This window comes from Bacteroides mucinivorans, from assembly GCF_034654355.2.
Classification (GTDB): Bacteria; Bacteroidota; Bacteroidia; order Bacteroidales; family Bacteroidaceae; genus Bacteroides; species Bacteroides nordii.
Map to the genome: position 1 here is coordinate 4,777,005 of NZ_CP178179.1, position 20,981 is coordinate 4,797,985.

Consider the following 20,981-nt stretch of genomic DNA (forward strand, 5'->3'; position numbering starts at 1 on the left):
GGACAAAAACAAAGTTTATTTTAAAAAAACACAGATTTACAGTAAGTGTTATTTTCGTCATTATTGTTTCATATATAAACGGGGATAATAATACCTCTAAGGATTAAGATATAACAATTGTATAACCATTAAATTTTTTGTATGAAAAGCAATCATTCTTTTCGAAGCTCCAAATTATGCCGAGCTTTATTGATTCTTTTACTCATGGTAGTTCCGGTGCAATGGAGCATGGCTCAGTTGAACCTTAATACACCTCATACTACCTTAAAAAGCATTATTCAACAGATCCAGGCACAGTCAAAGTTTCAGTTCTTTTATGACGATAAACTGTCTGATATTTCAGTAGAACCGTTGTCATTAAAAAACGCAGCTGTAGAAGATGTTTTGAACCTGGTACTGAAAGGGAAAAATATTACTTTCAAAATTGAAGACAATATTATCTATCTTTCTGAGAAAAAGGATCAGAACAACAAAGAACAACAAACCGGAAAAGAAAAAAACATCAGCGGACAGGTCGTTGACGAATCCGGTGAACCACTGATCGGGGTGAATGTACTGGTAAAAGGAACCACAAACGGAGTAATTACAGATTTTGATGGAAATTACGCATTAGTAACCAATGAAGTAAACCCCGTTATCACATTTTCTTATATTGGATATAAGTCACAGGAGATCCCGTTCAAAGGACAGAATATAATCAACCTGACCCTGCAAAGCGACACCCAGATTATTGATGAGGTAGTAGTGACCGCTTTGGGCATCAAACGTGAAAAAAAGATGCTTGGGTACGCCGTTCAAGACGTAAAAGGGGATGCGCTGACATCTACCGGAGATGCTCAGGTAGCCAATGCCCTGCAAGGGAAAGTAGCCGGATTATCTATCAACTCATCTACAACAGGTCTTGGCGGCTCTGCCAAAATCACCATCCGTGGTAACTCTTCTTTAGCAGACAACAACCAACCTCTCTGGATTGTAGATGGTGTACCTTTCACCGAAGAAAGTTATTCGGGTGCTTCAATGTATGGTGGAGTAGACCGTGGTAGCACTTCATTCGACATCAACCCTGAAGACATTGAATCCATTTCCGTATTAAAAGGACCAAATGCAGCAGCCCTCTATGGGTCGCGTGCCGGTAATGGTGTGATCCTGGTTACAACCAAAAAGGGAACAAGAAAAGACGGATTTGGTGTCAATTATTCCGGAACTTTCACATGGACGCAGGTTGCTGATGAGCTGGAACGCCAAAAGAAATACGGACAAGGAAATAATGGTGAATATTCACCTCAATCGATATATAGCTTCGGTTCTGAATTGGACGGAAGTTTAAAGACAGCATGGAATGGTGCAGAAATACCCTATTTGAACTATGGCAGTAAAATGAAAGACTACTTCAACACCGGTTTTTCACAAAACCACAGCGTAGCCATTGGAAACATGAAAGAGGATGCACACTTCCGTACCTCCTTCGGATATTCAAATGCGGATGGTATGTTCACCGGAGAATCTTTGCGCAAAATCAATATCGATCTGAATGCAGGTATGAAAATGAACAAATATCTGTCAATGGATGCCAAAGTTTCACTGTCAAACACGAAAGCAGAAAACCGTCCGACTTATGGTGCATACGGAGAAGTTTCGCAATTGCTCCTTGTACCCAATAACATACGCCTTTCTGACTTGTCACAATACTCAACCCCCGAAAAGTTTCATGTGAACTGGACTCCTCCTACCACTGAGTACCTGAATCCATATTACGTGAACAAACAGCGTCAGAATCAGGATGAACGCTGGCGCGCATTCGGTTTCTATAACCTGAAACTGAACTTTACAGATTGGTTGTATCTCTCTGCAAAATACGCATTTGACTATTATCGTACCCGCATTGTAGAATCGGATCTTTCCAACGGTACGAAATATAATACAATGCAGGAAATAGAAGAAGACCGCCTGACTCGTCAGGAAGAGAATCACTTTGAATCGAATGCAGAATTTCTACTGATTGGAAACAATAAATTCGGTGAAAAATTCCAGCTTAATTACATGGCGGGTGCCAACTTTATGTACAGTGACCAGAATATATACGGTGGTGATGTAGAAAATATGACCTACAAGAACCAATGGTACTGGAACTTTGCCAATAATATCAACAACGTAACAGAAAACGGTTGGCGCAGAGCTACCAATTCTGTATTCGGTTCTGTACAGATGGCTTACAATGAGTATGTATCTCTGGATATTACAGCCCGTAATGACTGGTCATCAACATTGCCAAAGGATAATAATTCTTACTTCTATCCCTCCTTCAATCTGGGATTTGTTGCATCCGACTTTGTCCGTACACATTGGAATAAAATGCCCGAATGGATAACTTTCGCCAAAGTACGCCTTTCAGCAGCTAAGGTAGGTAAAGACGCTCCTCCATACGCAATTTATAACCGATGGGAAGGTGGATATCTGAAAGGACAGGCTACAAAACCGGAATTATCATCGACCAAGGCCAACAACAATCTGAGACCTGAAACATCCTGGTCTTACGAAGCCGGGTTAGATATGAAATTCTTAAATAATCGTTTAGGATTCGACTTTACCTATTATTATACCCGAACTACTGACCAGATTATGACGATTCCGGAAGCTGCTCCCTGGAAGCTCCGCTGGATCAATTCCGGATTAATCGTCAATAAAGGTGTCGAAGCCATGATCTATGCGACTCCTGTACAAACAAAAGATTTCACATTCAATCTGAACGTAAATCTTTCTCACAACACATCGACTGTAAAGGAACTGAATGAAAAGAAAAAGCATATCTATTTTGAAGGCGATCAATTCATGCCTGTATATGTGGGTGCAGTAGAAGGAGGCAAATTAGGCGATATCTATGCCAAGCGAATGTATAAAAGAGACGAAAACGGTCAGATAATAATGAAGAACGGAGTACCTGTATTTACAACAGATGAGCAGTACAGCCTCGACCATCCGATTGGTAACATACAGCCGGACTTACTAATGTCTGTAACTCCCAGCTTCACTTATAAAGGCTTCACCCTGTCGGCTTTATTCGACATGAAATTCGGAGGAGATGTGGTTTCCGTATCCGAAGCAATCGCTACCAGCCATGGTATTTCCAAACGTACGGAACAAAGAGGCGAACTACTATTGCCGGGAGTGAATGAAGATGGTACTGTCAACACACAAAGAATTGATGCCCAACTATTTTATCAGGCAGTAGGCGGACGTCAGCAGGCTGTTGCAGAAGAATTTGTTTATGATGCATCTTTCATTCGTCTGAAAGAAATTTCGTTCGGATACTCTTTCCCAAGCCTGCTTTTAAGAAAAACGCCTGTTTCCAGTCTGAGAGTATCATTCGTTGGACGAAATCTGGCATATCTGATGAAACATACCCCCGGAACAAGCCCGGAAGGTGGATATGACACAAGTATGTTCTCACAGGCACTTGATTTCTCATCACTGCCCTACTCACGTACTTTTGGTTTCAGTATCAATGTTGGTTTCTAAAATTCTAAAAACAAATAGTTATGTTACAATATAAATCCAAATTAAAGAAGTTACTCATCGCTTCTATACTTTTCCCGGTATTAACAGGTTGTCACGACTTCTCTGACTTAAATCAGGATCTGTACAATCCTCCTTACGTGGAAGGACAAGAACAGCCAGACCCGGATCCCGAACCAGAACCGGAGGGAAAATATGCAGACTTAAATATTAACTATAAAATATCAGACGAAGATATCCAGCAGTTAAAAGAAGGACAGGCCAATGCAGGAACAATTTTCAGTTCATTGACCTATGAAGGCTGTTACAACGACTATCAGATCACAACCAACCTGACACATGATATGTACAGCGGATACATAGCCAACAATAATCCTAACTTCAGGTTTAACTCACCAAACTATGCTTATACAGATGGCTGGTCGGCAAAACGTTGGGATCATTTTTATGCGGACAGAACCGTACGTGAATACTCTCATCTACTGAAAACTTTTAAATTCGTAGACTACGAAAAATATAAAAACGCATTTTATATTACACGTATATACTGGGCATTTCTGGCATCTATGCAAACTGACACCTATGGAGATATTCCTTTGTCGGCCTATGTACAGGCCAAAGTGGTAGAAGGAGATGTCCCCTATGATACTCAGGAAAAAGCATACGATATTATATTCCGTTTATTGGAACAGGCAGTAGACAGTATTGTACCCAATGCATGTGCATTCAAATTCAACCCAGCCGACGATAAATGTTATAGCGGGGACGAAGAAAAATGGCTACGTTTTGCCAATACCCTACGTTTACGCCTGGCACTCCGTATCTCTAACGTAGATCCCGAAAGAGCCCGTCAGGAAGGAGAAGCTGCCATGAGCAACTCATGGGGATTGATGCAAAGTGATGCCGACAATATGCACACTGTTCCACGCCATGCACCGGTTGAACAAGGAGGAATCAATGACGGTGGTCAGGAGAATGTTCTGGCAATGTGCAGTTTTGCATACAATGGAGACTGTGTTTTGGCTAAAGATCTGGAACTGGGATACAAAGAACAAAGTTCCGGAGGTACCAAATATGTTGTCATTGATATGGCAACCGGTCCGCAGGAAAAGGTAATAGATCCGCGTTGTGCAATATCATGGTGGAGACCAACACCCCTGGATGAACTGAAGAACAATATGGAGCGGCCTTTTGATGACTTCACAGGATGTGAAATCGGAAGCTATGATATCAGCCATACAGAAACCGTAGCAAAATACAGTGTTACCCGTACAGATATAAAGAACTCAAAAGTACTTGATCCTCTGAAATGGTTCAGTTATGCACGTGAATCAGTGTGGTTGAGCTATGCCGAACAACAATTCCTGTTGGCAGAAGCCTCCCTGAGAAACTGGTCGGGTGCCAGCAAATCACCTCAACAGTATTTTGAAGACGGCATACGGGCATCTATGAATTATTACAAAATATCATCTGCCGATACAGAAAGTTATATTAATGGTCTTAAAATTTACGGAAGCGATGTAGAGAACCCATTTACGACCAACAACAAAGAAGGTATGCTGGAGCAGATTATCACTCAAAAATGGTTAGCAGTTTTCCCTAATGGCAATGAAGGATGGGCAGAGTTTCGCAGAACAGACTACCCACGTCTTAGAAACATTCTGAACAACAACTCCGAAGATGTACCTACCGGGAAGTTTATAAAGAGAGTCCTATATCCATATAGTGAAAAAGACAATCCCAATAAGCCGGAAAGTAAAAATAAGCAATCGACACGGGTATGGTGGGATATTGCCGATACTAACAACGACAGAGGGGAAAGAATGACTCCCAATAACTTTCGCTAATAAATAAAAAAAGTCCTGCTTTGCTATTAGGTAAGGCAAAGCAGGAAACAAATAATCAATACCTATTATTAATTTCTTAATTTAAGTATTATGAGCACCAAAAGATTACTCTCTGCATTAATCATGCTATTTGCAGTATTTTGTGTAGCCGTGGCACAACAACCGTATGGTGGATGTTGGCATCCGGATAATATTAAAGACTGGTCACCGGAAAAAGATCCGGATGCCAAGTTCAACCGCAGCACAGTACCTTTGCAACCACGATTCCTCGATGCCTCCATCAAAGCAAATGCCAACCAGCATGCAGAAGGAAAAGTTGCAGCTTGTCTGACAATGAATCCGATGTGTAGCCAGACTCCGTCACAGGGAGCCGATAACTTCATTGGTTATAACCCAACTTATTGGCAATACATGGACCTGCTTATCTGGTGGGGTGGTTCTGCAGGTGAAGGTATCATCATTCCTCCATCAGCACCTGTTACTGACATAGCACACTTAAATGGTGTCAAAGTGTTGGGACAGTTATTCTTCCCTCCCGGAGCATTCGGAGGACAAGTTGAATGGGTAAAACAAATGTTAACTAACGAAGGTGGTACATATCCATACGCTAAGAAGATGTATGAAATTGCTGCTTACTATGGTTTCGATGGTTGGTTTGTCAATGAAGAAACCGGCGGCGGTAATTCTTCTGAGTGGACTGCATGGGTTGATTACTTCAATCAATGTGCCCAGGAAGGCGGTCATCCGGAAATGGAAATTCAATGGTATGACTGTGGAACTTCAATCGGAGGCTATGGAGATATGATGAAATTACATAATACATCTTATTTCTTGAATTACGGTAGCCCTTCAAGCAGCAACATATCTTCACAGATGGCAGCTATGGAAGGATTAGGTTTCTCTAAAGAAGAGTGTTTCGGCAAACTGTATTTTGGTATTGAAGTAGCACAAGGTGGTATGAACGGAAATGCCAGTTATTTCAAGAATCTTTTCCCGGCAGATAAACATAATGGTTCCATAGACCTTTTCAATCCGGAAGAGCCTATCTGGAAAGAAGTCGTAAAAGATTATCTGGGAACAGCAGATGCTTGCGGTACAAAAGCATATACGGCTATGAATAAAGTATTCAGTAATGAATCTCGCTACTGGACCAATGAGCAACATGACCCCTCCAATACAGCCGCACGTGATGGTGGTTACTTCCCGGGATTTGCAAATGCACTTATCGAACGTTCTACTATTCAGAATTTACCGTTCATAACTTCATTCAGTGCCGGTTTAGGAAAACACCGCTTCGTTAACGGAGAGAAAAAGGGAACACAAGACTGGTACCATCGGGGTATGCAGGATATCATGCCAACATGGAGATGGTGGGTAGACGTAGCAGCGGATCGTAAAAGCGACCTTGCTTTCTCATTGAACTGGGATGATGCCTACAATATGGGAACAAGTATCAATGTTAAAGGTACCTTAGCTGCGAATGTTGATTACCTGACCCGCCTGTATAAAACAAAATTATCAATATCCAATGGCGATAAATTGCAGCTCGTATTCAAAGGCGCAACGGCCTCAACGATACAAGTAAAACTTGGGGTTGCAGAAAACAACAACGAATTTACTACATTCAACTTAGGATCAGCCACAACATCCAACGGTTGGAATGTGGCTACAGTAGACCTTTCGTCACTGGCAGGAAAGACTGTTTCAGTTATCGCATTGAACTTTAAATCTGCTACCCAACAAGCTTACGAACTGACATTAGGACAATTAGGTATCTTGCCAGCAAACTATGCACCGGCTTCAACCCAAATATCCAATCTTACTATATTGAATGAACTGACACAAGATGGTGGTGACATTCGTGCCGTATGGGATGCCTCAACTTCCAAAGATGTACACCATTACAATGTATACATGACTCGTAACGGAGAGAAGAAGTTGGTTGGTCAAACTCGTAACGAAGGATTCTATATTTCTAAGTTTGCACGCACTTCCATCGAAGAAAAAAGTGTTACAGTAGCAGTAACAGCTGTAACGAATGACCTTAAAGAAGGCAATGAAATAACTACAATTGTTGAGTATCCTGCTCTGGATAAGCCGGTAGTAAGCCTGAAGGCAAGCAAAACATTGTTAAACGCGGGCGAAGAGATTACAATTACAGCCAATGCCACTAACTTCCCGGAATCTTATCAATGGACTATTCCTGAAAACACAGAAAAAGTATCTCAGGAAGATAATACGCTAACACTGAAATTTAATAAAGAAGGCATATACAACATCACTGTAGCAGTCAGCAATAGTGAAGGAACAACCGAGAAAACCGTTCAGAATCTGATTGAAGTGTCAGACGCCAAAGCGGGAGCATTAAGTATTATTTCGGTTGGCAAAACAATTCATTCTGCCAGCGGTTCGCTTCCTCCGGAAGATCCTACAAACTTGATTGACGGAGTAGAAGTACCTGGTAGTACCAGAGATAAATGGTGTATTGGTGGCAAGAAAGAACATTGGGTAATTATCGACCTTGAAAAGTCCTACCAGATTTACCGTTTCCGTATATTCGACTGTGGACATAAAGAAAATTATTCTGACAACTTCAAGAACTTCAGGATTTGGGTAAGTAATGATGCTGAAACATGGACCGAACCGGTAGTAGACGAAAAGGGACGTCCTGAGAACACTAAAGATGATTACATTGCACCAATAGTAGGGCGTTATGTAAAATTCATGCCTTACGATGAGGATGCCCCAATCACAATACGTATATGGGAATTCGAAGTATTCGGTCTTGAAGGTGGTCCGCTCTTCTCTTTGCCGGCAGATAAGACAATAGATATCAATACCACTGAAGATATAGAGATAAAATATGATTTGAACGGAGACGAAGAAACAGATAACTTTGGCGTAAAAGTATCCTCAGACAACGAAGATATTGCAGCTATAAGCGACTTCAATGTAAACAAAGCAACTCAGACAGTTACCTTTAAACTTACTGCCAAGAAAATGGGTGCAACAAACCTCTCTGTGAAAATGACAAATGGTGAATGGGAAAACGAAAAGATATGCAAAGTTGAAGTAGAGGATCCGGCATATACCAATGTATTATCCGGAAAAACAGCTTCGGCATCATACTGGTATTACGGTTCAACCTGGCAAAGTGCAGATACACCAGTATTAACAGACAATGATCTTTCAACAACATGGGATGCTTTGTGTTACACAAGTGGCGAGAATGTAATTATCACATTTGACTGTGGTGAAATATATAACTTCGCAAAAGTAGCCTTTAAAGCACAGCAGATAGCCTCAGCTATAAAAGTGTATATTGGACTCAAGAACTCGGATGATTCTTATGAATTAGCTGCAAACTACACTCCTACCAGTGAGGTTTCAAGTGTAATGACAAACGATATGTTCGGAAGATATCTGAAATTGGTTGTAACCGCACCAGCGTATGCTTATTTCAAAGTAGCAGAAATAGAAGCTTATGGCAAGTTGTATGAAGGTGAATTACCGGAAGAACCTATCTTTGCATCCATCAATATAAATTCTGGTTTCAATGTAGACGTAGTGGCAGAAGCAACTCCTGTATCCGGTCTGTTCAGCGATGGACTCGATGATCAGGGATGGATTCTCTACGGAGCAAACGTACAGGACGAAGGCTCATTACCCGCTAATGGTGCCGTTACATCTAAAAATGGTATTGAATACCAGCTGGCAGATTATACACAAAATAATGCAACACTCTTAAAAGAAGCAAATAGTGCAACATTAGAGTTTGAAACGGAACAAAGAGCCAACAGTCTTTACTTCTTGGGTATTAGTGCCAATGGTACATCTACAGTATCAGTGACAGCGAACTACACAGACGGTACATCGGCATCAGCAGGTAGTATTACTATCGGTGACTGGTTCGGAAGTAATGAATCTACAGTGGGTGTTTATGGTTTGGGACGTGTTGGTACAGGTATTACATCGGAAGCAACTGCCGATAAGATTGATACCCGTTATCAGTTCCGTTTATTCGAATGTCCGGTTCAGGTAGATCCTACTAAGAAAGTTCAATCAGTAACATTAAATAAAGTAAGCGGAGGATATCCTGCAATTTTCGCTATTGCTAAAAAGGAGATACCAGTAGGTACAGGTGTTGAAAACAACACCGAATCGGGCAAAAATGGTTTGAACATTTATCCGACTCCTGTACGTAATGGAGAAACTTTATATGTTGAATCTGCTGATGCAAGATCAATTCAATTAGTAACCATGCAAGGTGCAGTATTGTTGCAGAAACAAGCAACAGAAAATGTAACAGAACTCCCGATAAACGGAATTGCACAGGGTATTTACCTATTGATAGTAACTGGCAATGATGGTAGCCAAACAGCTAAAGTGGTCGTCAAATAACCTTGATTGATTCTTTAAAAAAAATCATTTTTAGTAAAGAGACTGTTTCATGCGTTGAAGCAGTCTCTTTTGATTTCTCCTTGCTACTTTATTCTTATTTTTGATAGTTTAAACATAATATATCATTCACTATGAAAATACTTTATGCCATCGTATCTGTCACATGTTTTATTTTTAGCGCATGTACACCCTCTTGCTCTTCTGATGTTTCTTCACCGGATGGAAAGATCAGGTTATGATTCAGTCTGACTAATGACAAACAAATGACCTATCAGGTTACTGTTAATGACACTCTGGAAATTATCATGGCTAAAGGAGGAGGACAGGCCATAACATTTATACCTGCTTTATAAATTCAACCTGTAAAATAAGTAGTATTTCAAATTTAGTTCATACTATGTGACAGCGTTTTATTGAAACGCAAATGATCACAGATTTTCGCAGATTAAATGGCTGCGCTATACTTGAGAGATGATATGCTTTGCGTGGATCTGCGATAATCTGCGTTTCAATAATAGTATCATATAATTTTGAACGATTACTTATAAAAAAAATTCTCTTATAAGTCTTCGAGATATATTTTATATCCCCTATACACTCTGGTACCTACCGGACATTCCACAGTACATTGAGATGTCACATCTTCATACAATTGCAAAGCATTCGTATCAGTACTACGTGTTTCCGGTTCTTCCCTTATAGATGTCGTAAATTGATATTCCTTATCATCAAATATAAAAGAGAAGCCCATTTTTTCTTTGTCATTCACCATTATCAATTTCCAGCTATAGCTACCGATAGCGGGAGTTTCTTTAAAATTTTCATGATAAACACGAAGTAGCCCTTCATCCCTCCATGTTTCAAATTTCCCAGACACCAATTCAAAGCCACCATTAATTGCAACCGGAAAAGTCTCTTTCATTCCATCGGCTATTTCAACTTTTTTTTCATCCGTCACCTCTCCATTGACAATGATTCCTTGAGCATTCACTACCATCCTCTTTCCATACTCTCTGACTTTAACTTTCAGTACAGCAGTCTTACCATCGCCATCAGAAATGATTATCGTTGCTTCACCCAATGTTTTAGGAGTAATTTGTAATCTCTTGTACTTCTCAGAAACAGTCATTACAACAGCAACAACTGCTTCATTCGTATTACCGGCTATTGAATAATCTCCGTTCCCACCATCAATGCCAATAATTTCCCCCTCAGGTTTTATTGGATAAAGACTTACAGAAGAAATCAAATTAGCACATGTTCCAGTCTGATATATAGGAGCATCACCTGTAAAAAAAACAATATCACGTTTATCATCACTACACGAAGCTATACTCAAGCCCAACATAGCTAACAATAGAATAGTATAAATGTATTTCATCTTTATATAAAGGGTTTAGTTAGTCATTAACAGCTAAACGTACTTTCTGGGCACGTTGTACTAATTTTATAGCAGGATAATCTGCTCTATACCGGTCAGTAACATCTTCCACCAAATAAAATGGAATCCGGTTTTCTGTGCGGGTGACCTCTTGAAATCCGGTTTCACTATACATTACCATATAATGAATGTTTTTCCCATCAAAAGTCAAATCATAATATTCATGATCACACGTAAAAGTACCTTCTTCCATCTTTCCATCCGGTGTACAGACTGTCAGTTTTCCTTTTTTCTTTTCTGAATAAGTTAAACGATAATAACCACCCTTTCTCAGAAAAACATCATCATAAAGATGCTCGACAATAAGCAAACTATCTTCCTTACTCACCCCTTCTATATGATTCAGCTCTCCACTCCATACATCCAATGTACGTACCGAAGTTCCTACAGTGACGGGAATATATATTTTATCACCTTTCTCACTGGATACAGTCACAACCGCCTTCCCTTGTTTTAAAGGATATACTGATAAATAAGAGTAAGATGCGCCTTCCGGAATTACCTTTTCTGCCTTAACAACAGCCTCATCACTGGAAACTACTGTCCAATCGCCACCGTCCTTTACTTCTAAAGCTTCAAGACTAAGAATTCCCAAATCCAGACTTGCACAAGGTTGATAACCGGAAATCACTTGTCCGCCCAATGGCCGAAGAACCTGAAACTTCTCATCATCCTGACAAGAGACCAAAAGGAGGGAACAGAGAAAGAGTAATAGTTTTGTCTTCATAAAAGTTATAGTTTTAGTTATTTACAAACAAAAGTAATTGTTTCGTCTGTAAATCGTACAATCAAACAATTTGTTCTTTCGGGTAATTAACTAAATACAACGTTTGGGTGGCACGCGTAAAAGCAGTGTAAAGCCAACGAAAATAATCAGGTGTCAAATACTCATCCGTCATATATCCCTGATCTAAAAACACATTCTGCCATTGGCCACCCTGCGCTTTATGACAAGTAATTGCATAAGCATACTTCACCTGCAAAGCATTATAATGTGGATCCATCTTCATTTTCTTCATACGGTCACGTTTGACAGGAATATCCGCGTAATCTTCAAGAACACTGTAGAATAAACGGTCATTCTCTGTTTTCGGTAAAGCCGGAGCATCCGAATGGAGGGTATCCAACAACAAATTTGCTTCCAGCTCAAAATCCTCATGGTCCGGAAAGGTCAACACGACTTCTGCAAAACGAAAATCATACAATTCGCGCGTACGACGTACACGACGAACAACAGCAATCTCTCCATTTGCTATAAAATCCATTTCCTTACTTTTTTCCGTCCAATAATAGTTATTCCTGGCTATCATAAGCATATCACCGGTATTCAACTCATCCTCCCGATACAATATCTGTGCCCTTATACCTTTATTATATATATTAGCCCGTTTATTGGAACGGCAAACGACAATCGTTTCATCCATACCATCCCGTTCATAACAAGCAGTAAGCGTATCGATCAGCTCTCCCCCCGGAACCGTCCTTATATCAGCAAAACCCGAAATCCGGATTTTAGGAAGAGAATTACATTCATCTTTCGCTATTAATTCACGGAGACGGGTGGCATTCCATAAAATACCGGAATCCTGTACCTGTCTCACTACTTGTGTCAAATCCACCTCTCGCACTTCAAGGCCATATCCTTTCAATGCATTTGTGAAAAGTGCCGGACTTTGCTCTTCTCCTACAGGAGGAAGCTGGGCCGTATCTCCCATCAATAACAAACGACAACCTGTACCAGAGTAAACAAACTGTATCAGGTCGTCCAGTAAACGTCCTGTACCAAACATAGCTCCTGACAACCCTTCATTAGAAATCATAGAAGCCTCATCTACTATAAATAAAGTATGTGTAGCAAGATTGTCATTCACAGAGAAATTACTTATTTCATTCGAAAAAGACTGTTGCCTGTATATCTTTTTATGAATTGTAAACGCAGGGTGTCCTGCATAAGCAGAAAATACTTTAGCAGCTCGTCCTGTAGGAGCCAATAAAACTGATTTTTGCTGTAACTTATCCATTGTTCTCACCAATGCTCCCACCAATGAAGTTTTACCAGTTCCGGCATACCCACGAAGTACAAACACGGCATCATTGGTCTGAGAAAGCAGAAACTCTGAAAGAGATTTTACAGCTATTTCTTGTTCAAAAGTTGGTTCATAAGGAAAATTTTCCTTAATTTGCCTTTCTAAATAGTTATTTATCATTTTTGTACGAGAAAAAAGTTCCCGGAACTATAGAATTTAGATTTATTTATTTTAATTTTGCGATGCGAATATAACAACTAAAAAACATATTTATCATGAAAACAGTATTTAATATCGTATTAGGTCTGTGTGCGCTTGCTTTGATCTATATCTGCTATTCGAGCATCATGGGGCCTATCAACTTTGAAGAAGCTAAGAAGCAAAGAGATCAGGCAGTTATTGCACGCTTGATCGACATTCGTAAAGCACAGATGGAATTTCGTAATCTAAACAAAGGTCAGTATACTGCCAGCTTTGATACATTGATTGACTTTGTAAAGAACAAGAAACTTCCTTTCCTTTATAAAGTTGGTGAGTTGACAGATAAGCAGTTAGACGATGGTATGACAGAGAAAAAAGCAATGGCTATCATCAACAAAGCTAAGAAAACAGGTAATTACAGCGAAGTTGAAAAGATGGGGCTTACAAACTTTAAGCGTGATACAATGTGGGTAGCCGTATTGGATACAATCTATCCGAGAGGTTTCAACGCTGATTCAATGAGATACATTCCTTTTGGAAATGGCGCTCAGTTTGAAATGGCGATCAAGAATGATACAGCTAAATCAGGTGCTCCGATCTTTATGTTTGAAGTAAAGGCTCCATACGATACTTATCTGAATGGTCTTGACAGACAAGAAATTGCTAACTTGAAAGATCTTCAGACTAAGTTAGGTAAATACTGTGGTTTAATGGTAGGTTCTATTGAAAGTCCTAATAACGGTGCCGGAAACTGGGAATAATAAAATAGACTATAGTAAATCGGAACAATATACATTATCCATCCGTCTGAGTACGGATGGATTTTCTTTTTCTATCTATAATCCGATTTACGAAAGTTCACTCTCTTTTTTTGAAAAAGAGATCACCCCTTCATTGTCTCTCACAGCGAATCTAAAGCAAGTCTTTCGTGAAACGGAGTTATTAACCCTACCTTACAAACGGATTAATATCCTGATGGCAGGCAATCGTTTTACTCCTGTTCCTTCAGAGCTTTTCGACAACGAACAAACAGAAACACTGTTTTATCACAATCATCCTAAAAAGGAAAATGAAACAGTGCTCTATAATGTTTTACCAAGAAATAATATAACAATTATTTTCGGAATGGATAAAAGTGCTTTTCTATTCCTTAAAGAGCAATATCCCGAAGCACGATTTTATTCACAAGCCAGTCCATTGAGTGAGTACTTTTCAACCAAAAGCCGGTTGGGCAATAGTAAAAAAATGTATGTATCCTTGCGTAAAGATGCTATTGATTTGTTTTGTTATGAACGTGGACATCTGTTACTGGTTAACTCCTTTGAATGTAAACGTACTTCCGATCGCATTTATTATTTACTTTATGCCTGGAAACAGCTGGATTTTAATCAGGAACGGGATGAACTTCATCTTACCGGTATTCTGGCAGATAAAGAAATACTAATAAAAGAATTACGAAAATACATTCTTCAGACATTCATAATGAGTCCTGAAACTAATATTGATATGCAAGCCCTATTAACATGCGAGTAATCAGCGGAATATATAAAAGAAGAAGATTTGACGTACCACGTACGTTCAAGGCACGCCCCACAACAGACTTTGCTAAAGAGAATTTATTCAATGTACTATCCAATTACATTGATTTTGAAGAAGGAATAACTGCTCTCGACTTGTTTGCCGGAACAGGCAGTATCAGTATAGAATTAGTATCACGGGGATGTGACCGGGTGATCAGTATAGAGAAGGATCGTGATCATCATTCCTTTATCTGCAAAATAATGCAAGAAGTGCAGACAGATAAATGTATCCCCATCCGTGGTGACGTATTTAAATTCATCAACGGAGCACGAGAACAGTTTGATTTTATCTTCGCCGACCCCCCTTATGATTTGAAAGAGCTGGAAACCATACCCGAATTGATATTTAAGAATAATCTTCTGAAAGAAGGAGGGTTATTTGTATTGGAACATGGTAAACAGAACAACTTTGAGGATAATCCGCATTTTATAGAAAGAAGAGTATACGGAAGCGTAAACTTCTCTTTTTTCAGATAAAAGCAAAATAAAGTTTTAAGGCGATAAGGTTATACAGTAAAAAGAAGGTTTGTACGACAAATGCATAGTTGTCAAAAAAGTAATTACACGTTTTTTTAAAGAATACATGTAAGATTAGGACAGGGACACTTAATCCGATGTAACATCCTGATTTATAGCGAATATAATCCTATACTTTAATGATCGGTAAGACTGTACACTTATCCGAGTGTTAATTGTACACTTTTGTCATACAAGAGTGTACAATCTTGACATACTAAAGTGTACACTCTTACAAAACAGCCCTCTAATGGTTAAAAAGACAATTAACAATATTAACAAACGATACATTTGTCGGATGAGCCTAAAAGAAGAGACAGTGTATATTAAAGTAAGGGAGCAAGCAATCGCACTACTGACTCTAATGCTTTCTGAGGCCAAGGACGTTTCACCCAGTTTTTAAGGAATACCTGAGTACTTTCTCTTTGATCAGTCATGAATATCTCCTTCATCTGTAAAGCAGTCTCCATATCATACATAAAAGCATTTACCTCAAAATTATGTTCAAAACTACGAAAATCCAGATTGGTAGATCCAACCGTAGAAAGCATATCATCTGACACCATTAATTTAGAATGTAAAAAACCTTTTTTATAGAAGTAGACTTTTACTCCCGCCTGAAGCACATCTGCCAAATAAGAGCGAGATCCTAAATGGGTAATCCGGTTATCAGCATGCTCAGGTAACATCAAGCGGACATCTACGCCGGACAATGCAGCTGTTTGCATAGCTGCCAATATTTGCTCGGTAGGAAGAAAATACGGAGTCTGCATATAGAAATACCTTTTTGCACCCGAAATGGCCATCGTCAATCCTTGCATAATCTCTTTCCAAGGACCCACAGGCTCACTCGTCACAATCTGTACCAATGAGTCACCATATGAATCTATTTTCGGAAAATACCGGGAGGCAGTAATAAGCGTACGATCCACAAAATACCAATCGAGCAAAAAGGCACTTTGTAAGCCATGCACAGCTTTTCCCTGAAGCATTATGTGAGTATCCCGCCAAATTCCCCAGGACAATCCCCGCATATAACGCTCGGCCAAATTCATACCTCCGACAAAGCCGACCACACCGTCAATGACTACTATTTTCCGATGATTCCGATAGTTCACTCTGCTCGTAAATAACGGGAACCGTACTTTCAGGAAACTACGCACTTCAATACCAGCCTCTCTCATCACTTCAAAAAAAGTATGCGGTACATGCCAGCATCCCACATCATCATATATCACCCGTACTTCCACTCCGGCACGCGCCTTTTCTATCAGTACATCTCTCACCAAACGTCCGATTGAATCATCTTCAAAAATGTAATACTCCATATGAATGTGCCGCCGAGCCTTCTGCAACTCGCGCAACAGAGCCTGGAGTTTAGAATATCCGCCGGTAAATACCTCCACCCGGTTTCCTTCAAAAGGAAGAGCCTGATTGGTATGTTGAAACAATTTAATGAGACGATCATACTCAGCTGGTAATATAGAGGGATCCTGTGCCAGATATTCTGCCATCGGCTTTTTCAGAAGCCGTCCATAACTTTTCTTTCCAATGATACGTTCACGGCGTTGACTACGCCCGAAGAAGAAATAAAAAACCAGACCTACGATAGGAAGGAACATCAAGACCAATATCCAGGCCATAGTCTTTACCGGGTTACGATTGTCGAGTATTACAACAATAATCGTACCGATAATGGCTCCGAAATAAACAATATCGAAAGCCACTGTTGCTATTTGGCTGAATATAAGATTCCAATCAATCATAGTAGCAAATGTAGAGAAAAGGATTGGTATATCAAAGTATATGATTCATTAGATTAGATTCAACTAAGACTTCGGGAATGGAAGCTATAATCAAACAGATAAGAAGCCATAAAGGAACGATGTACGAGATGTGCATGTCGTACTGTATGAGATGCACATGTTGAGCAGCTCCACATGTGCATCTGGTACTGCACGAGATGCACATCTCGTACATCGTTCCTCACTGGGGAAAGGAGGACATCTTGAAAAGAAAAACTGGCATTGTATAGAGAAAAAAGGTTCATGGTCCTATAATAGGACCATGAACCTTTTTTCTCTATACAATTACTGTGAACTTAGAAACGGGGGCGCCCTCCACCATAGCCTCCGCCATGACCTCTGCCACCACCAGGTCCCATACCCGGACCACGCCGTCCGGCAGCTTTACCACCAAGTGTATTGAACCGGTAAACAAAGTGCACCATAAAATAACTGCCCAATGTATTGTATTCCGTATCACTCATCTGTGTTTCACTGATAGAACGGCTTAAGTTACTTTGCTGTTTCAATATATCGTATATTTTAAACCGAAGCGTTGCTGAATTATTCTTAAGAAAGTTCTTAGAGATTTGTGCATTCCAGATAAGCTCGTTGTCATTGAATCCTCCGGTATATCCATCCTTAAAACGGCAATTAATATCAGTTGAGATATGAATTTCCCAAGGAAGATTTATATTGGTATCCCCTCCCACATAGTAATCAAATGTTTCACGATTACTATTCTCTTGCTTGCTGTTGCGCACCAGATTGTAATTAACCGATCCATTGAGTGACACATCAAAAAGATCGGAACGATAACTACCATTCAAACGCTGTCCGGCTCCAAAGTTGTGTGTAGTACTTAGCTCCTGATTCGCATCTTTACTTTTTCCCACAGTAGTATAGCTGACTGCATCACTAAAACGGGCATTCGTATTGGTAGATATAATAAACTTTTTATTCTTCAATGGAGTATTAAACGAAAAATATCCCCGGGTATTCCAGTTACCATTCACATTTTCTTTCCTATAAGTACGAGCACCAGTCTGAGGATCATATGTCATCTTGTTAGCCACAGAATTAAGCGTATTAGAATAAGATAAATTAAGATTAAAACTACGCATTGTTTCCGGAGTGAACTTATTATAGTACAACATAAAGTTATTGCTGAATGAAGGTTTTAAGTTCGGGTTACCATAGCGTAAATTCATCGGATCGGTGATATCAATTACTTCCTGCAAATCTTCGATATCAGGAGTATTACTCCGACCGCGATAACGGAATGTGAGCACATGCTGTTTTGTGAACATATAACGGAACATAACAGAAGGAGCCCAATTCAGCACATCTTGCTGAGGTAAATGTTTGTCTGAATTTGGGCCGATAGTTGTTTCACTCAATGAAGATTGGGGAGTAAGCCCAACACCGGCACTATACATCATTTTCGGATGAATACCACGCAGCGAGATATTGGCAGTATGTGTATCATAAAAGTTTTCTACACGGGTACTCAAGTTGTTATCATATCCCCGTTCCAGATACTCCGGATAGGGATAAACATTAATACTATCATAAACTAAAGATTGGGCCAACTGTTTGCGATGAGAGAATTCATACCGAAACTGTAGGAAGTGATTCTTAAATACAGGTTCGGTATAAGAAGCAGATACACTCCAGTTACGACTGTCACTCGTACGATTCGTATATCGGGCAATATCTGAAACACTATCCAGTTCAAAGAATTCTGTACGCGATTCTGAGTAGCTGTCCGTTTCGCCATCGCTATAACCAAAGCGAGCGCCTACATACAGGTTTCTTCCTTTATTGTTTAAGCGACGAAACATCATCAAACTTCCATTCAGTGAATAGTTATCGCTATGTGAAGAGGAAGAAGCTATCTTAGCGTTCACCGGATCATGTACATTGTTCCAAGTGTCCGACCCTGAAGCACTTTCCGAATCAGTTTTAGAATAGCTCGCATTAGGACGAAAGATAATAGTGGTCAATGTATCCGGACGCCATTCCAGACGAAAGTCAGCACGTACATCATGACGTTTACGTCGGGAAGTATTTTCGCTGGCACCATATGAAGACTGCTCTCCAAGGAATGTTTCCGTAGATGTCTTCCGACGAGCATCGTTATCAGAGTAACCATACTGCACATTACCTCCCACCTGTACCTTCTTCGTATCTTTAGCAAAATTAATACCCAACGAACGTGCAGTAGTAATACCCGAACCGGCATTCCCTCCGCTCAGTCCCGCACCGGCATCGCCAAATTCAGAAAATCCTTTGTTATTCGTATTATTGGCCGAACCAATGATAGAGATACTTGCATCATCTTTGAACCGGCTGACCATTGCTCCTGCTTCATAACGTTCTTCGCTACCATAACCGGCTATAAGGTTTCCAATCCAACCTTTTTTCATTCCTTTCTTTACGGTAAGGTCAAGTACGGCTTCTTCTTCACCATCATCAATTCCGGTAATACGAGCCATATCACTCTTCTTGTCATAAGCTTTCACCTTTTCAACCATATTAGCGGGTAGATTCTTCATAGAGACACTTGGATCATCCGAGAAAAATTCTTTCCCATCCACCATGATCTTCTTAATTTCTTTACCATTAAGAGTAATCTTACCATCTTTATCCACTTCAGCCCCCGGTATCTTCTTGACCAGTTCTTCCAACATAGCTCCTTCTGCCACACGATAGGCCGAAGCATTATATTCGGTAGTATCTGCTTTCACTACCACAGGAGGAGCTTCTGCCGTAATGACAGCTTCGCTCAACATCACTGCATCGGGATGCAACGTGATAGTACCCACATTCTTTGCTGGTGCCTTATCCGATAGCTGGAGAGGAAGTTCCTGAGTAATAAATCCAATGTAAGAGATTCTCAATACATACTTTCCGGCTTTCACCTTGGGTAATGTGAAAGCACCCTGTTTCTGTGTAGTAATGCCCGCTGCCTGAGTACTATCAGGTAGAGCAAGTAATTGAACCGTTGCCATCTCGACAGGTTCTTTCGTGTCTTCTTCAATCACACGTCCGGAGACGGTGATATTTTTGTTTTGTGCAAATGAGGAGAGGGTACATAGCAGCAACAGTACCATCCAGATAGATAATTTTTTCATCAGCCTATGCGTTTGTAATAATAACAATTGCTTTTTTGACAATTGGCAACGCAAAAGGTTTAATGAGACTACAATTATCTTTTAAATATTTTATCTACCATTGCCTTTTTCATCCCGAATTCAAGGCAAAGAACATTCATAATGAGGAAAGTCAAAAAGGAAGAAGTATCTACCGTTATTAAGTCTCCGGTAGCTACCCGATAAAGCATTCCGCCAAAAACAAACAATACGGTAAGAAAGATAGCATTACGTGTAGCTGAGTTACGTATTTGCTCCGTCTCACGACTCTCACTTTTGGATAAAGCAAAAATAATCATCAATGCACCCACTATCATCAGGAGCTTAGTACATTCCTTGTAAAACAGAAGATTAGTATCAGTCACTTTTCCCATCATCACGAGAATAAAAGGGATAAAAAGAGCGAAGACCAGGATTACATATCCCAGAGGACGGCAATAGACAGGTAGTAATGCTTTCATTGATTTGACGTTTTAATGAGACAAAAGTAAGCAAAAAAAGATATTTTATATACTT

The 20,981-nt window shown here is 39.9% G+C and carries 12 protein-coding genes; 6 read left to right on the top strand and 6 right to left on the bottom strand.

Annotated features, from left to right (window positions below):
• The first annotated feature begins 141 nt into the window (after positions 1 to 141).
• The 3 genes from VCM39_RS18305 (at position 142) to VCM39_RS18315 (ending at position 9,761) form a co-directional block, all read left to right on the top strand.
• The gene (locus VCM39_RS18305) at positions 142 to 3,516 is read left to right on the top strand and encodes a SusC/RagA family TonB-linked outer membrane protein (RefSeq protein WP_322932837.1); all 3,375 of its coding nucleotides are present in this window, start codon (positions 142 to 144) and stop codon (positions 3,514 to 3,516) included.
• A gap of 20 nt (positions 3,517 to 3,536) precedes the next feature.
• The gene (locus tag VCM39_RS18310) at positions 3,537 to 5,360 is read left to right on the top strand and encodes a SusD/RagB family nutrient-binding outer membrane lipoprotein (RefSeq protein WP_322932838.1); all 1,824 of its coding nucleotides are present in this window, start codon (positions 3,537 to 3,539) and stop codon (positions 5,358 to 5,360) included.
• A 90-nt stretch (positions 5,361 to 5,450) separates the two neighbouring features.
• Positions 5,451 to 9,761 (top strand): endo-beta-N-acetylglucosaminidase, encoded by a 4,311-nt coding sequence (locus VCM39_RS18315; RefSeq protein ID WP_322932839.1) that lies wholly within the window; start codon positions 5,451 to 5,453, stop codon positions 9,759 to 9,761.
• A 559-nt stretch (positions 9,762 to 10,320) separates the two neighbouring features.
• On the opposite strand, the gene VCM39_RS18320 is transcribed toward VCM39_RS18315, so the two are convergent.
• The 3 genes from VCM39_RS18320 to VCM39_RS18330 form a co-directional block, all read right to left on the bottom strand.
• On the bottom strand, positions 10,321 to 11,142 hold the full coding sequence (locus VCM39_RS18320) for a hypothetical protein (RefSeq protein WP_221650375.1): 822 nt from the start codon (positions 11,140 to 11,142) through the stop codon (positions 10,321 to 10,323).
• 19 nt (positions 11,143 to 11,161) lie between these two features.
• Entirely contained in the window at positions 11,162 to 11,929 is a 768-nt protein-coding gene (locus tag VCM39_RS18325) for a hypothetical protein (protein WP_322932840.1), read from the bottom strand.
• 61 nt (positions 11,930 to 11,990) lie between these two features.
• A complete protein-coding gene (locus VCM39_RS18330) occupies positions 11,991 to 13,409 on the bottom strand; it encodes an ATP-dependent DNA helicase (protein ID WP_221650373.1) in 1,419 nt (472 codons plus the stop codon).
• Positions 13,410 to 13,504: 95 nt separating this feature from the next.
• On the opposite strand from VCM39_RS18330, the gene VCM39_RS18335 reads away from it, so the two are divergent.
• The 3 genes from VCM39_RS18335 to VCM39_RS18345 are packed head-to-tail and all read left to right on the top strand — an operon-like array spanning position 13,505 to position 15,487.
• The gene (locus VCM39_RS18335) at positions 13,505 to 14,191 is read left to right on the top strand and encodes a hypothetical protein (RefSeq protein WP_221650372.1); all 687 of its coding nucleotides are present in this window, start codon (positions 13,505 to 13,507) and stop codon (positions 14,189 to 14,191) included.
• A complete protein-coding gene (locus VCM39_RS18340; protein ID WP_322932841.1) occupies positions 14,154 to 14,963 on the top strand; it encodes a DUF3822 family protein in 810 nt (269 codons plus the stop codon). Before VCM39_RS18335 ends, VCM39_RS18340 begins: the two co-directional genes overlap by 38 nt.
• Positions 14,954 to 15,487, top strand: a complete 534-nt coding sequence (locus VCM39_RS18345) for an RsmD family RNA methyltransferase (protein WP_221650371.1) — start codon at positions 14,954 to 14,956, stop codon at positions 15,485 to 15,487. Before VCM39_RS18340 ends, VCM39_RS18345 begins: the two co-directional genes overlap by 10 nt.
• A 365-nt stretch (positions 15,488 to 15,852) precedes the next feature.
• On the opposite strand, the gene cls is transcribed toward VCM39_RS18345, so the two are convergent.
• The 3 genes from cls to VCM39_RS18360 all read right to left on the bottom strand — a co-directional run bounded on the left by cls (position 15,853) and on the right by VCM39_RS18360 (position 20,926).
• Positions 15,853 to 17,292 carry a cardiolipin synthase gene (gene cls, locus VCM39_RS18350; protein ID WP_221650370.1) on the bottom strand — a complete coding sequence of 480 codons (1,440 nt, stop codon included), beginning with the start codon at positions 17,290 to 17,292 and terminating at the stop codon, positions 15,853 to 15,855.
• Positions 17,293 to 17,627: 335 nt separating this feature from the next.
• On the bottom strand, positions 17,628 to 20,447 hold the full coding sequence (locus VCM39_RS18355) for a TonB-dependent receptor (RefSeq protein ID WP_322932842.1): 2,820 nt from the start codon (positions 20,445 to 20,447) through the stop codon (positions 17,628 to 17,630).
• Between the two features lie 74 nt (positions 20,448 to 20,521).
• Entirely contained in the window at positions 20,522 to 20,926 is a 405-nt protein-coding gene (locus tag VCM39_RS18360; RefSeq protein WP_002559266.1) for a hypothetical protein, read from the bottom strand.
• Positions 20,927 to 20,981 lie beyond the last annotated feature (55 nt).

Excerpts from the sequence above, each read along its gene's own strand:
- VCM39_RS18305 (WP_322932837.1), top strand. The coding sequence starts at position 142 with ATGAAAAGCAATCATTCTTTTCGAAGCTCCAAATTATGCCGAGCTTTA.
- VCM39_RS18310 (WP_322932838.1), top strand. The coding sequence starts at position 3,537 with ATGTTACAATATAAATCCAAATTAAAGAAGTTACTCATCGCTTCTATA.
- VCM39_RS18315 (WP_322932839.1), top strand. The coding sequence starts at position 5,451 with ATGAGCACCAAAAGATTACTCTCTGCATTAATCATGCTATTTGCAGTA.
- VCM39_RS18320 (WP_221650375.1), bottom strand. The coding sequence starts at position 11,142 with ATGAAATACATTTATACTATTCTATTGTTAGCTATGTTGGGCTTGAGT.
- VCM39_RS18325 (WP_322932840.1), bottom strand. The coding sequence starts at position 11,929 with ATGAAGACAAAACTATTACTCTTTCTCTGTTCCCTCCTTTTGGTCTCT.
- VCM39_RS18330 (WP_221650373.1), bottom strand. The coding sequence starts at position 13,409 with ATGATAAATAACTATTTAGAAAGGCAAATTAAGGAAAATTTTCCTTAT.
- VCM39_RS18335 (WP_221650372.1), top strand. The coding sequence starts at position 13,505 with ATGAAAACAGTATTTAATATCGTATTAGGTCTGTGTGCGCTTGCTTTG.
- VCM39_RS18345 (WP_221650371.1), top strand. The coding sequence starts at position 14,954 with ATGCGAGTAATCAGCGGAATATATAAAAGAAGAAGATTTGACGTACCA.
- cls (WP_221650370.1), bottom strand. The coding sequence starts at position 17,292 with ATGATTGATTGGAATCTTATATTCAGCCAAATAGCAACAGTGGCTTTC.
- VCM39_RS18355 (WP_322932842.1), bottom strand. The coding sequence starts at position 20,447 with ATGAAAAAATTATCTATCTGGATGGTACTGTTGCTGCTATGTACCCTC.
- VCM39_RS18360 (WP_002559266.1), bottom strand. The coding sequence starts at position 20,926 with ATGAAAGCATTACTACCTGTCTATTGCCGTCCTCTGGGATATGTAATC.